This window comes from Pseudomonas sp. E6002 (assembly GCF_013385565.1).
Taxonomy (GTDB): Bacteria; Pseudomonadota; Gammaproteobacteria; order Pseudomonadales; family Pseudomonadaceae; genus Aquipseudomonas.
The window spans coordinates 264384-277765 of sequence record NZ_JACAPT010000002.1 but is presented as its reverse complement, the minus strand read 5'-3'; the positions used below and the strand labels follow the sequence as shown (position 1 = coordinate 277765).

Sequence of the window (13382 nt, the reverse complement as noted above, 5' to 3'; positions counted from 1 at the left end):
TGAACCGATCGTCTATGATCGGTTCAAACGCCTGTTATTTTTTTCCTACCGAGCCTGAACAATGAATCAGAACGCTGAGTATTCCGCGGTCAATGACGCGGTGCGTGGGCAATTTTTAAGGAAAGTCTGGGCGCTGATCACCCCCTACTGGCGCAGTGAGGAGAAGTTCAAGGCCTGGCTGTTGTTGCTGGTGGTGCTGGGGCTTTCGCTGTTCAGTGTGGCCGTGTCGGTGTGGTTCAACAGCTGGAACCGCGACTTCTATAACGCCCTGGAAAAGAAGGACTACGACGCCTTCACCCACCTGCTGATGTATTTCAGCGTGATCGCCGTGGTGGCGATCGTCACCGGGGTGTTCACTTCCTATTTGCAGCAAATGCTCACCATCCGCTGGCGGCGCTGGCTGACTGAAACCTACTTCGCCAAGTGGCTGAGCGAGAAGAACTACTACCACCTGGAATATGGCGGCTACACCGATAACCCCGACCAACGTATCTCCGAAGACCTCAACGCCTTTACCAGCAGCACCCTGAGCCTGGGCCTGGGGTTTATCAGTAACCTGGTGAGCCTAGTGTCGTTCTCGGTGATCCTGTGGGGCGTGTCCGGCAGTATCGAGGTTTGGGGCATCACGATTCCCGGCTATATGTTCTGGGCGGCACTGGTATATGCCGTGCTGGGCAGTTGGTTGACCCACTTGATTGGTCGAAAACTGATCGGCTTGAGCAACCGCCAGCAACGCTTCGAGGCCGACTTGCGTTTCAGCCTGGTGCGAGTGCGCGAGAACGCGGAAAGCATCGCGCTGTTCAATGGCGAGCCGAATGAACACCAGCAACTGAGTGCACGTTTCGGGCGGGTGTGGAGCAACTTCTGGAGCATCATGCAGCTCAAGAAGCGCCTGAACTTTTTCACCAGTGGTTACTCGCAGATCGCGATCATCTTCCCGTTTGTGGTGGCAGCGCCGCGTTACTTTTCCGGCCAGATAGAGCTGGGCGTGCTGATGCAAGTGGCCAGTGCGTTTGGCAGCGTGCAGGGCAGCCTGAGCTGGTTTGTCGACGCGTACACCGTGTTGGCCAGTTGGCGTGCGACCTGTGATCGTCTGCTGAGCTTTGGCGAGGCGATGGAAGAAAACGAAGGCCGCAACACGGGCATCGAGTTGCAACGCCAGGGCGGCAATTTGCAGATGAGCAACCTCAGCCTCGATCTGGCGGATGGTCGTCACCTGCTGGATGGCGCCAACCTGACGGTTGCCGAGGGTGAGCGATTGATGCTCAGCGGGCGTTCCGGCAGCGGCAAGTCAACCTTGCTGCGGGCCATGGGCAATCTCTGGCCAAACGGCCACGGCAACATCCGCTTGCCGGCCGAGCGTTATCTGTTCCTGCCGCAAAAGCCGTACCTGCCGATTGGTACCTTGCGGGGTGTGTTGAGTTATCCACAGGAGGAGGGCGCGTACCCGGCGCAACGTTATGCACAGGTCCTGGAAACCTGCCGCCTGGCGCATCTGATTCCACGCTTGGACGAAGCCAATCACTGGCAGCGCATGCTGTCGCCGGGTGAGCAACAGCGCCTGGCGTTTGCGCGGGCGTTGTTGTTTGAACCGCAATGGCTATACATGGACGAGGCCACCTCGGCGATGGACGAGGAAGATGAGGCGGCGCTGTATCAGGCGTTGATCGATGAGTTGCCGGGGTTGAGCATCGTCAGCGTCGGGCACCGCAGCAGCCTCAAGCGTTTCCATGGGCGGCATGTGCGGATACAGGACGGGCAGCTACAAGAACAGCCAGTGTCCTGAAGTCGGACTCGGTCAATGTGGGAGCGGGCTTGCTCGCGAATACGGTGGGTCAGTTAATACATAGGGTGACTGATAGACCGCATTCGCGAGCAAGCCCGCTCGCACATTGGATCAGTGTCGTCTGGTCGACCTGATTCCAACAAAAAAGCCCGGCTGATCATCGATCAGCCGGGCTTTTTCATGCCGCTTGAAAAGCTATTACTTCTTCAAGCCGTAATGCTCATCCAGCATCCCCGGGGCGTTTGGCGTTTTTGGCGCGTAATCCCGTGGCGGTTCCTGATTTTCCCGCGGAGGGGTCAGGCGTTCCCGTGGAGCGTGCGGTGCATCGGAATGCAGCGCGGCCAGCAGGCGCTGGCGGGTGATGTCGTCCAGGGCCAGGCGGTTGGCACCCTCGGCGAGATGATCCTGTACTTCCTGATAGCTCTGAGTGAGCTTTTTCACCAGGGTCGCGGTGCTGTTGAAGTGGGTAACAACCTCGTTCTGATAACTGTCAAAACGTTCCTGAATGTCATCCAGCTGACGCTGCGTGCGGTTAGGCGCGGCATTCGGCAGCAGGCGGGCAACCAGGAATCCAATGGCGACACCGGCAACCAAGGCGAGAGTCGGCAACAACCAAACTAAGAGCGAGTGTTCCACGAGTCCTTCCTCTATAAACGGCTTTGCTTTACGTTAACGGCTCGGACCTGCGCTGTATACCGCGATTAAGCTCGCAATGATGCCATGCACAGACTTTTAGCTAGACGAGTCGACCCCTTGAGAGGTCACGGAGTTCCTTCCTTGCTGATGCGTGAAACCCCCGTTTTGATCGATGGCCCGGTAGGCCAACTGGAAGCCCTGTATCTGGATCACCCCGAGCCACGTGGCCTGGCGCTGATCTGTCACCCTAACCCGGTGCAGGGCGGCACCATGCTCAACAAAGTCGTATCGACCCTGCAACGCACCGCGCGCGATGCCGGCTTGATCACGTTACGTTTCAATTATCGCGGTGTCGGCACCAGTGCCGGTACGCACGATATGGGCACCGGTGAAGTCGACGACGCCGAAGCGGCAGCCACCTGGCTGCGTGAAAAGCATCCCGACCTGCCGATCACCCTGCTGGGTTTTTCCTTCGGCGGGTTTGTCGCGGCCACCCTCGGCGGCCGCCTGGAAGCCAAGGGCGAAAAACTCGCGCACCTGTTCATGGTGGCCGCGGCCGTGATGCGCCTGCGGGATAACGACGTGTTGCCACAAGGCTGCCCATTGACCGTGATCCAGCCGGAAACCGACGAAGTGGTCGACCCGCAACTCGTCTACGACTGGTCCGCGGCCCTGAATCGCCCCCATGAGCTGCTGAAAGTGGCAGAATGCGGACACTTTTTTCATGGCAAGCTGACCGATCTCAAGGATCTTGTGCTGCCACGTCTTTCGAATTGATGACAAGCGATCACCCATGACGACCCGTACCCGCATCCTCACCGGCATCACCACCACCGGCACGCCGCACCTGGGCAACTACGCCGGCGCGATCCGCCCGGCGATCCTTGCCAGCCAGGACGCCAACGCCGACTCCTTCTACTTCCTGGCCGACTACCACGCCCTGATCAAGTGCGATGACCCGCAGCGCATCCAGCGCTCGCGCATGGAAATCGCCGCGACCTGGCTGGCCGGTGGCCTGGATGTGAACCGGGTAACCTTCTACCGCCAGTCCGACATCCCGGAAATCCCCGAGCTGACCTGGCTGCTGACCTGCGTGGCGGCCAAGGGCTTGCTCAACCGTGCGCACGCCTACAAGGCCTCGGTGGACAAGAACCTGGAGAACGGCGAAGACCCGGATGCGGGGATCACCATGGGCCTGTACAGCTACCCGGTGCTGATGGCCGCGGACATCCTGATGTTCAACGCCCACAAGGTGCCGGTCGGTCGTGACCAGATCCAGCACGTGGAAATGGCTCGCGACATCGGCCAGCGCTTCAACCACCTGTTCGGCAAGGGTAAAGAATTCTTCACCATGCCCGAAGCGCTGATCGAAGAAAGCGTCGCCACCTTGCCGGGCCTGGATGGCCGCAAGATGTCGAAGAGCTACGACAACACCATCCCGTTGTTCACCAGCGCCAAGGACATGAAGGACGCGATCTCGCGGATCGTCACCGACTCCCGCGCGCCGGGCGAAGCCAAGGATCCGGACAACTCGCACCTGTTCACCCTGTACCAGGCATTTGCCACCCAGACCCAGGAAGAAGAGTTCCGCGGTGAACTGCTGCAAGGCCTGGGCTGGGGCGAGGCGAAGAACCGTCTGTTCCAACTGCTGGACGGCCAGTTGGGTGAAGCGCGCGAGCGTTATCACCAACTGATGTCGCGCCCGTCGGACATGGAAGACCTGCTGCTGGTCGGCGCCCGCAAAGCCCGCGCCGTGGCTGCACCGTTCCTGGCCGAACTGCGTGAAGCGGTGGGCCTGCGCTCGTTCGTCAATCCGGTCGCCGTGGCTGCCACCACCAAGAAGAAAGCTGCGAAAGCCGCACGCTTTGTCAGCTTCCGCGAAGACGACGGCAGCTTCCGCTTCCGTTTGCTGGCGGCCGAAGGCGAGCAACTGCTGCTGTCGCGCAACTTTGCCGACGGTAAAACCGCAGGCGCCGTAACCAAGCAGCTGCAATCGGGTCAGGCGCTGGATGTACGCAGTGAAGCCTCGAGCTTCAGCGTGTGGCTGGACGGTGAAGTCGTCGCCGATAGCCCGGCGTTCGCCGACAGCGCCTCGCGGGATGCGGCGATCGAAGCCTTGCGCGTTGCGTTGACCCCAATCGAGGATTGACCCGACCAAGGGTTGATTGCCATTCTTCAGGGCCGTCGTTACAGTGGCGGCCCGTTTTTGTTGCCTTGCTAACGAATTATGACGCCCCTAGAACGATATCAAGCTGATCTGAAACGCCCTGAATTCTTCCATGACGCTGCCCAGGAAACTGCGGTGCGCCATTTGCAGCGCCTGTACGACGACCTGGTCCAGGCCTCGCAGAACAAGCCGGGCATGTTCAGCAAGCTGTTTGGCAAGAAAGACCATACGCCGGTCAAGGGCCTGTATTTCTGGGGTGGTGTTGGCCGGGGCAAGACTTACCTGGTGGACACCTTCTTCGAAGCGCTGCCGTTCAAGGAAAAGGTCCGCACCCACTTCCACCGCTTCATGAAGCGCGTGCATGAAGAGATGAAGACCCTGCCGGGCGAAAAGAACCCGCTGACCATCATCGCCAAGCGCTTCTCGGAAGAAGCCCGGGTGATCTGTTTCGATGAGTTCTTCGTGTCCGACATCACCGACGCGATGATCCTCGGCACCCTGATGGAAGAGCTGTTCAAGAACGGCGTGACCCTTGTCGCCACCTCGAACATCGTGCCCGACGGCCTGTACAAGGACGGCCTGCAACGCGCGCGTTTCCTGCCGGCCATCGCCCTGATCAAGCAGAACACCGACATCGTCAACGTCGACAGCGGCGTCGACTACCGCCTGCGTCACCTTGAACAAGCCGAACTGTTCCACTACCCGCTCAATGAAGTGGCCCAGGAAAGCCTGCGCAAGAGCTTCCGCGCGCTGACGCCGGAATGCACCCAGGCGATTGAAAACGACAAGCTGATCATCGAAAACCGCGAAATCATCGCACTGCGCACCTGCGATGACGTGGCCTGGTTCGAATTCCGCGAACTGTGCGACGGCCCTCGCAGCCAGAACGACTACATCGAACTGGGCAAGATCTTCCACGCGGTGATCCTGAGCGGTGTCGAGCAGATGAGCGTCACCACCGACGACATCGCGCGGCGCTTTATCAACATGGTCGACGAATTCTACGACCGCAACGTCAAGCTGATCATCTCGGCGGAAGTCGAGCTCAAGGACCTCTACACCGGCGGCCGCTTGAACTTCGAATTCCAGCGCACCTTGAGCCGCTTGCTGGAAATGCAGTCCCACGAGTTCCTGTCGCGGGCGCACAAGCCGTAAGCGATGTGCTTGAAATGAAAAAGGCCCGCAGCGATGCGGGCCTTTTTTTATGCAAAATTTCCAGGTCAACAGAAAGCAACTGTGGGAGCCGGGCTTGCCCGCGATAGCGGTCTGTCAGCTGATGCCTCTGGTGCCTGGCACGCCGCCATCGCAGGCAAGCCAGCTCCCACATTTTTACTGCGTATACCCTTTGGTTACGCGGCCTGCTGGAACTGCTGGCGATACTGGTTGGGCGACAGCTCGGTATGCTGGCGGAACAGCCTCGCAAAGAAGCTCGCGTCGTCGTAGCCCACCTCGTAACTGATGGTCTTGATGCTTTTGCGGCTGCCGGACAGCAGGCCCTTGGCTGTCTCGATGCGCAACCGTTGCAGGTAGTGCAGCGGCTTGTCACCGGTGGCGGTCTGGAAGCGGCGCATGAAGTTGCGGATGCTCATGCCGTGTTCCCGGGCCACGTCTTCGAAGCGGAACTTGTCGGCGAAGTGCTCTTCGAGCCAATGCTGGATCTGCAGGATGATCACGTCCTGGTGCAGCTTCTGCCCGCCAAAACCGATGCGCCCGGGGGCGTAGCTGCGTTGCACTTCGTAGAGGATGTCGCGGGCCACGGCCTGGGCGATGTTGGCGCCGCAGAAGCGTTCGATCAGGTAGATGTAGAGGTCGCAGGCTGAAGTGGTGCCGCCGGCGCAGTAGAGGTTGTCGGCGTCGGTCAGGTGCTTGTCCTGGTTCAGTTGCACCTTGGGAAAGCGTTCGGTGAAAGCGTTGAAGAAGCGCCAATAGGTGGTCGCTTCCTTGCCATCCAGCAGGCCGGCTTCGGCGAGCCAGAACACCCCGGTGGCTTCGCCGCACAGCACCGCGCCACGGGCGTGTTGTTCACGCAGCCAGGGCAGCACTTGGGGGTAGCGTTGGCACAACGAGTCGAAATCGTCCCAGAAGGCCGGGAGCACGATGATGTCGGCGTTTTCGAGGCCGCCGTCCACCGGCATGATCACATCGCTGAAGCTGCGCACCGACTGCCCGTCGGGGCTGACCAGGCGGGTTTCGAAGGCGGGAGTGAGGCCCTGGCCCAGCTGTTTGCCGTAGCGCAGGCTCGCGAGGTGGAAGAAATCCTTGGCTTGCATGAGGGTTGAAGCGAATACCCGATCAATGGCCAAAATGCTGACGCGCCGCAAGGGCGTGGAGATTTGGTTAGACATAATTTCATTTATTCTTATAGGGGAAAGTGGTCACCAGACGGCTGGATCGTCTTATTTTTTGTCGCATGTGTCCAGTGTCCTGTGACGCCTTCGCGGCTTAGGCTCTGTGATCCCGGTCTTGTCCGACAATTCACACAGGTGACCCATGATTCCCAGAACCTTGTTCAGCTCGGAGCACGAACTCTTCCGCCAGAGCGTGCGCACCTTCCTCGAAAAAGACGCGGCGCCGTTCCACGGGCAATGGGAAAAGCAGGGCTATATCGACCGCAACCTGTGGAACAAGGCGGGGGAGGCGGGGATGCTCTGCTCGCATTTGCCGGAAGAGTACGGCGGCCTCGGGGCGGACTTTCTCTACAGCGCGGTGGTGATCGAGGAGATCAGCCGCCTGGGATTGACCGGGATTGGTTTCTCCCTGCATTCGGACATTGTTGCGCCCTACATCCTGCATTACGGCAGTGAGGCGCTGAAGCACAAGTACCTGCCCAAGCTGATCTCCGGGGAAATGGTCACGGCGATTGCCATGACCGAGCCGGGGGCCGGGTCCGACCTGCAAGGGGTCAAGACCACGGCGGTGCTGGATGGCGATGAATACGTGATCAACGGCTCCAAGACGTTCATCACCAATGGCTTCCTGGCTGATCTGGTGATCGTCGTGGCCAAGACCGATCCCAAGGCCGGCGCCAAGGGCACCAGCCTGTTCCTGGTGGAGGCCAACACGCCGGGCTTCGACAAGGGCAAGCGCCTGGAGAAGGTCGGGATGAAGGCCCAGGATACATCGGAGCTGTTCTTCCAGGATGTGCGGGTGCCCAAGGAGAATCTGCTGGGCCAGGCGGGGATGGGCTTTGCCTACCTGATGCAGGAGTTGCCGCAGGAGCGTTTGACGGTGGCGATTGGCGCGTTGTCGTCAGCCGAGGCGGCGCTGCAATGGACACTGGAATACACCCGCGACCGCAAGGCCTTCGGCAAGGCGATCATCGACTTCCAGAACACCCGATTCAAACTGGCGGAGATTGCCACTGAAACCCAGATCGGCCGGGTATTTGTCGACAAGTGCATGGAGTTGCACCTGGAAGGCAAGCTCGATGTGCCCACGGCCGCGATGGCCAAATACTGGGCCACGGACCTGCAGTGCAAGGTGCTGGATGAGTGTGTGCAACTGCACGGCGGGTATGGGTTTATGTGGGAATACCCGATTGCGCGGGCGTGGGCAGATGCGCGGGTGCAGCGGATTTATGCGGGGACGAATGAGATCATGAAGGAGATCATCGCACGGGCGCTTTGAATTCTTGGTGTTTTTGAGGGCCTCTTCGCGAGCAAGCCCGCTCCCACATTCGACTGCATTCCAAAGGTGGAACTCGGTGGAATGTGGGAGCGGGCTTGCTCGCGAAGGCGGTCTAGAGATCAATCAAGGCGCAGGATTCGGATGATCCTTCTGAATCGCCTCAATCCCTGCCAGCACCTCATCCGACAGTTTCAAATCAGCGCTGGCGATGTTGCTGTCCAGCTGCTCCAGGGTCGTGGCGCCAATGATGTTGCTGGTCACGAACGGTTGTTGGGTCACAAACGCCAATGCCATCTGCGCCGGGTCCAGGCCGTGCTCACGGGCCAGTGCCACGTAACGGCTGCACGCAGCTTCCGATTGCGCATTGAAGTAGCGGCTGAAGCGGCTATAGAGGCTCAGGCGGCCCTTGGCCGGGCGTGCGCCACCTTCGTACTTGCCGCTGAGCATGCCGAACGCCAGCGGTGAATACGCCAGCAAACCGCACTGTTCACGGATGGCGATTTCCGCCAGGCCCACTTCAAAGCTGCGGTTGAGCAGGTTGTAGGGGTTCTGGATCGACACCGCGCGGGTCCAGCCACGGGCTTCGGCCAGGGCCAGGAACTTCATGGTGCCCCACGGGGTTTCGTTGGACAGGCCGATGTGGCGGATCTTGCCGGCCTTGACCTGCTCATCCAGGGCTTCGAGGGTTTCTTCCAGCGGTGTCAGGTCTTCTTCGGCCTTGTGCTTGTAGCCCAGTTGGCCGAAAAAGTTGGTGCTGCGTTCCGGCCAGTGCAGCTGGTAGAGGTCGATCCAGTCGGTTTGCAGGCGCTTGAGGCTCGCGTCCAGGGCTTCGGCGATGTGCTTGCGGTTGTGCTTGAGGCTGCCATCGCGGATGTAGTCGATGGTGTTGCCGGGGCCGGCGATCTTGCTGGAGAGGATCCAGTCGGCACGGTCGCCGCGGCTTTTGAAGTAATTACCGATGTAGCGCTCGGTGGTGGCGTAGGTGTCGGCCTTGGGCGGCACCGGGTACATTTCCGCGGTGTCGAGGAAGTTGATCCCCGCGGCCTTGGCCCGTTCGATCTGTGCGAAGGCCTCTGCCTCACTGTTCTGCTCGCCCCAGGTCATGGTGCCCAAGGCTATCGCGCTCACGTTCAGATCGGTTCGGCCCAGCTGTCGATAGTCCATCGGGTACTCCTTCGGGGAAAACAATCATAAAAGCAGGTTGAAATTTTTTTGGCAATCTGCATAATTGCCCACCTCTTTCTGCAGTGGAAGTGATGCGCCGCCTGCCGAAGAATCTTGCCGTTGAACGGACGCGCCGACCCGAGCCCCCGATAGCGTCTGTATCCGGCTGCCTTTGACTTGTCAAAGTACGCACTATTCAGTAAGATCCGCCGTCTAATTTACAGGGCGGCCCCTGAGGCTATTAAAGAATGACAACTTTTACTGCAAAACCAGAAACAGTTCAGCGCGACTGGTTTGTCGTCGACGCCGCTGGTCAGACCCTGGGTCGTCTGGCCACTGAAGTCGCCAGCCGTCTGCGTGGCAAGCACAAGCCTGAGTACACCCCTCACGTTGATACCGGTGACTACATTGTCATCATCAACGCCGAGCAGGTACGTGTTACCGGCAACAAAGCGCAAGACAAAATGTACTACCGTCACTCCGGTTTCCCAGGCGGTATCAAGTCTTCGAACTTCGAAGGCCTGATCTCCAAAAAGCCTGAAGCCCCGATTGAAATCGCGGTCAAAGGTATGCTGCCGAAGGGCCCACTGGGTCGCGACATGTATCGCAAGCTGAAAGTCTATGCGGGCGCTGCTCACCCTCATGCTGCTCAGCAGCCCCAAGAACTGAAGTTTTAACGGAATAGTTCATTATGTCGGCGACTCAAAATTACGGCACTGGCCGTCGCAAAACCGCTACCGCTCGCGTTTTCCTGCGTCCGGGTACTGGTAACATCTCGATCAACAACCGCACTCTGGAAAATTTCTTCGGTCGCGAAACTGCCCGCATGGTAGTTCGTCAGCCGCTGGAATTGACCGAGACCGTTGAAAAGTTCGACATCTACGTCACCGTTATCGGTGGCGGTGTAAGTGGTCAAGCTGGCGCAATCCGCCACGGTATCACTCGCGCTCTGATGCAGTACGACGAAACCCTGCGTGGCGCTCTGCGCAAAGCTGGCTTCGTGACTCGCGATGCTCGTGAAGTTGAACGTAAGAAAGTTGGTCTGCGTAAAGCGCGTAAGCGTCCGCAGTACTCGAAGCGTTAATTCGCTTTTACGTTCCAGAAAACGCCCAGCCTCCTCACGGAGCTGGGCGTTTTTTATTGCCTGCTATTTATGTAAAAAAATCTGTGTGACAACTTGCCACATCCGTAGAGCCCCTATACTCAAAGGCTTGGAGCCAGTGCCGGGGGTAATTACCTTGTCAGACGTGGGGCTTTTCATTACCATTCGGCAAAATTTTTATAAGTTCAGATTTAACACTTAGTAGACGCCTGATTTAACAGGCCACAAAGCTGATGGGAGAGGACTGAATGAGCAATGACGGCGTGAATGCAGGCCGGCGTCGCTTCTTGGTAGCAGCCACATCCGTGGTGGGTGCTGCAGGAGCGGTGGGGGCTGCGGTCCCGTTCGTGGGGTCATGGTTTCCCAGTGCCAAGGCGAAAGCCGCAGGTGCACCGGTGAAGGTGAATGTCAGCAAGATCGATCCAGGCCAGCAAATGATTGCTGAATGGCGCGGTCAGCCAGTGTTCATCGTTCGTCGTACCGAGGAAATCCTGGGAAATCTGAAGAAGATCGAGGGCCAGCTGTCCGACCCCGACTCGAAGAATTCCGACCAACCCGCTTACGTCGATAAGGAAATTCGCTCGATCAAGCCGGAAATTCTGCTGCTGATCGGTATCTGCACCCACTTGGGTTGCTCTCCCACCTTCCGCCCGGAAGTGGCGCCCGCGGACCTGGGCAAGGACTGGGTCGGGGGCTATTTCTGCCCGTGCCACGGTTCTCACTACGACCTCGCTGGCCGCGTCTACAAGTCACAACCTGCACCACTGAACCTGCCAGTTCCGCCACATCACTACGAGACTGACAGTGTCATTGTCATTGGCGTCGACGAGGGGGAGAAAGCCTGATGAGCAAGTTCATGGATTGGGTGGATGCGCGCTTCCCCGCGACCAAGATGTGGGAAGACCACCTCAGCAAGTACTACGCACCGAAGAACTTCAACTTCTTCTATTTCTTTGGCTCCCTGGCACTTCTGGTACTGGTCAATCAGATCGTTACCGGTGTCTGGCTGACGATGAGCTACACCCCGTCGGCCGAAGAAGCCTTCGCCTCTGTCGAATACATCATGCGCGACGTCGAGTACGGCTCGATCCTGCGTCTGTTGCACTCCACCGGCGCCTCGGCGTTCTTCATCGTCGTCTACATGCACATGTTCCGTGGCCTGCTCTACGGCTCGTACCAGAAGCCCCGCGAGCTGGTGTGGGTGTTCGGCATGCTGATCTACCTGGCGCTGATGGCCGAGGCCTTCATGGGCTACCTGCTGCCGTGGGGCCAGATGTCCTATTGGGGCGCCCAGGTGATCATCTCGCTGTTCGGTGCGATCCCGGTCATCGGCAACGACTTGACCCAGTGGATTCGCGGTGACTACCTGATCTCCGGGATCACCCTGAACCGCTTCTTCGCCTTGCACGTGGTGGCCTTGCCGATCGTGATCCTGGGCCTGGTAGTGCTGCACATCCTGGCGTTGCACGAAGTGGGTTCGAACAACCCCGACGGCGTGGATATCAAGAAGCACAAGGACGAAAACGGCGTACCACTGGACGGCATTCCGTTCCACCCGTACTACACCGTGAAAGATATCGTCGGTGTGGTGGTGTTCCTGTTCATCTTCTGCTCGATCGTGTTCTTTTTCCCGGAGATGGGCGGTTATTTCCTCGAGAAACCGAACTTCGAACAGGCGAACGCCTTCAAGACCCCGGAACACATTGCCCCGGTCTGGTACTTCACTCCGTTCTACGCGATCTTGCGGGCGATTCCCGACAAACTCATGGGCGTTATCGCCATGGGCGCAGCGATTGCAGTGCTGTTCGTGCTGCCGTGGCTCGACCGTAGCCCGGTCAAGTCCATGCGCTACAAGGGCTGGCTGAGCAAGATCTGGCTGTGGGTGTTCTGCATTGCGTTCGTGATCCTGGGTGTACTGGGCGTACTGGCGCCGACCCCGGAGCGTACGTTGCTGTCGCAGGTCTGCACCTTCCTGTACTTCGCCTACTTCATTCTGATGCCGTTCTATACCCGGCTCGAGAAGACCAAACCGGTACCGGAAAGGGTGACTGGCTGATGAAAAAATTATTCGTTGCATTCATTCTTGCGGCCCTGCCGCTGCTGTCTTTCGCCGCTGAACACGGCCCAGAGCTGGAAAAAGTCGACATCGACGTGTCGGACAAAGCCGCAATGCAGGACGGGCTGCGTACGTTCACCAACTACTGCATGGGCTGCCACAGCGCCAAGTTCCAGCGTTACGAGCGCGTGGCCGACGACCTGGGCATTCCCCATGACGTGATGCTGAGCCACTCGGTGTTCACCGGGGCGAAGATCGGCGACCACATGACCATCGGCATGCAACCGGCCGACGCCAAGACCTGGTTCGGGGCTGCACCGCCCGACCTGACCCTGGTGGCCCGTGTGCGTGGCACCGATTGGCTCTATGGCTACCTGAAATCCTTCTATGAAGACCCGACGCGTCCCTACGGCGTGAACAACAAAGTGTTCCCGAACGTCGGTATGCCTAACGTTCTGGTCGGCCTGCAAGGTCGCCAAGTGGTAGGATGCAAGCAAGTACAAATCGTCGAAGACGGCAAGAAGCAGTATGATCCGCTCACCGGTACGCCTTTGACTCATGAAGCGTGCGATCAGCTGACCATAGTGCCGAAGACCGGCACGCTGAACGAAGAGCAGTTCGACGAGAAGGTCAAGAATCTGGTGACCTTCCTGGCCTACTCGGCCAACCCAGTGAAGCTGCAGCATCAGCGCATTGGTACCTATGTGTTGCTGTACCTGGCCTTCTTCTTCGTGTTCGCCTATCTGCTGAAACGCGAATACTGGAAGGATGTGCATTGATCCAACCGTAAGTAATTGCTGTTAATCTTGCGCGCCCAGCGGCATCTCTGAAGGTAAGTCTGGTT

The 13382-nt window shown here is 58.9% G+C and carries 13 protein-coding genes; 10 read left to right on the top strand and 3 right to left on the bottom strand.

What is annotated here, in order from left to right:
• Nucleotides 1-61 precede the first annotated feature (61 nt).
• Nucleotides 62-1786 carry an ABC transporter ATP-binding protein/permease gene (locus tag HX815_RS03355; protein WP_008437256.1) on the top strand — a complete coding sequence of 575 codons (1725 nt, stop codon included), beginning with the start codon at nt 62-64 and terminating at the stop codon, nt 1784-1786.
• A gap of 198 nt (nt 1787-1984) precedes the next feature.
• Here HX815_RS03355 and HX815_RS03350 read toward each other — a convergent pair whose 3' ends face one another.
• Nucleotides 1985-2422 carry a YhcB family protein gene (locus HX815_RS03350; RefSeq protein ID WP_003216019.1) on the bottom strand — a complete coding sequence of 146 codons (438 nt, stop codon included), beginning with the start codon at nt 2420-2422 and terminating at the stop codon, nt 1985-1987.
• Between the two features lie 147 nt (nt 2423-2569).
• On the opposite strand from HX815_RS03350, the gene HX815_RS03345 reads away from it, so the two are divergent.
• The 3 genes from HX815_RS03345 to zapE all read left to right on the top strand — a co-directional run bounded on the left by HX815_RS03345 (nt 2570) and on the right by zapE (nt 5744).
• The gene (locus HX815_RS03345) at nt 2570-3199 is read left to right on the top strand and encodes an alpha/beta hydrolase (protein ID WP_023659190.1); all 630 of its coding nucleotides are present in this window, start codon (nt 2570-2572) and stop codon (nt 3197-3199) included.
• 16 nt (nt 3200-3215) lie between these two features.
• Nucleotides 3216-4571 (top strand): tryptophan--tRNA ligase, encoded by a 1356-nt coding sequence (locus HX815_RS03340; RefSeq protein WP_102604564.1) that lies wholly within the window; start codon nt 3216-3218, stop codon nt 4569-4571.
• A 78-nt stretch (nt 4572-4649) separates the two neighbouring features.
• Complete coding sequence (gene zapE / locus HX815_RS03335; RefSeq protein ID WP_003216025.1) at nt 4650-5744, top strand: cell division protein ZapE; 1095 nt, start codon at nt 4650-4652, stop codon at nt 5742-5744.
• Nucleotides 5745-5938: 194 nt separating this feature from the next.
• On the opposite strand, the gene HX815_RS03330 is transcribed toward zapE, so the two are convergent.
• Entirely contained in the window at nt 5939-6859 is a 921-nt protein-coding gene (locus HX815_RS03330; RefSeq protein ID WP_173406101.1) for a GlxA family transcriptional regulator, read from the bottom strand.
• Nucleotides 6860-7079: 220 nt separating this feature from the next.
• Between HX815_RS03330 and HX815_RS03325 the strand changes: the two genes are divergently transcribed.
• On the top strand, nt 7080-8216 hold the full coding sequence (locus HX815_RS03325; RefSeq protein ID WP_003216028.1) for an acyl-CoA dehydrogenase family protein: 1137 nt from the start codon (nt 7080-7082) through the stop codon (nt 8214-8216).
• A gap of 123 nt (nt 8217-8339) precedes the next feature.
• Here HX815_RS03325 and HX815_RS03320 read toward each other — a convergent pair whose 3' ends face one another.
• Complete coding sequence (locus HX815_RS03320) at nt 8340-9380, bottom strand: NADP(H)-dependent aldo-keto reductase (RefSeq protein WP_177027803.1); 1041 nt, start codon at nt 9378-9380, stop codon at nt 8340-8342.
• A gap of 248 nt (nt 9381-9628) precedes the next feature.
• Between HX815_RS03320 and rplM the strand changes: the two genes are divergently transcribed.
• The 5 genes from rplM to HX815_RS03295 all read left to right on the top strand — a co-directional run bounded on the left by rplM (nt 9629) and on the right by HX815_RS03295 (nt 13317).
• On the top strand, nt 9629-10057 hold the full coding sequence (gene rplM / locus HX815_RS03315) for a 50S ribosomal protein L13 (protein ID WP_003216032.1): 429 nt from the start codon (nt 9629-9631) through the stop codon (nt 10055-10057).
• A 14-nt stretch (nt 10058-10071) separates the two neighbouring features.
• A complete protein-coding gene (gene rpsI / locus HX815_RS03310) occupies nt 10072-10464 on the top strand; it encodes a 30S ribosomal protein S9 (RefSeq protein ID WP_003216038.1) in 393 nt (130 codons plus the stop codon).
• A gap of 266 nt (nt 10465-10730) precedes the next feature.
• Nucleotides 10731-11327 carry a ubiquinol-cytochrome c reductase iron-sulfur subunit gene (petA, locus tag HX815_RS03305; RefSeq protein WP_003216040.1) on the top strand — a complete coding sequence of 199 codons (597 nt, stop codon included), beginning with the start codon at nt 10731-10733 and terminating at the stop codon, nt 11325-11327.
• Nucleotides 11327-12538, top strand: coding sequence for a cytochrome bc complex cytochrome b subunit (locus HX815_RS03300; protein WP_003216042.1), 1212 nt, complete (start codon nt 11327-11329; stop codon nt 12536-12538). The genes petA and HX815_RS03300 overlap by 1 nt, the downstream gene beginning before the upstream one ends.
• Complete coding sequence (locus HX815_RS03295; RefSeq protein WP_003216044.1) at nt 12538-13317, top strand: cytochrome c1; 780 nt, start codon at nt 12538-12540, stop codon at nt 13315-13317. The genes HX815_RS03300 and HX815_RS03295 overlap by 1 nt, the downstream gene beginning before the upstream one ends.
• Nucleotides 13318-13382: the final 65 nt, after the last annotated feature.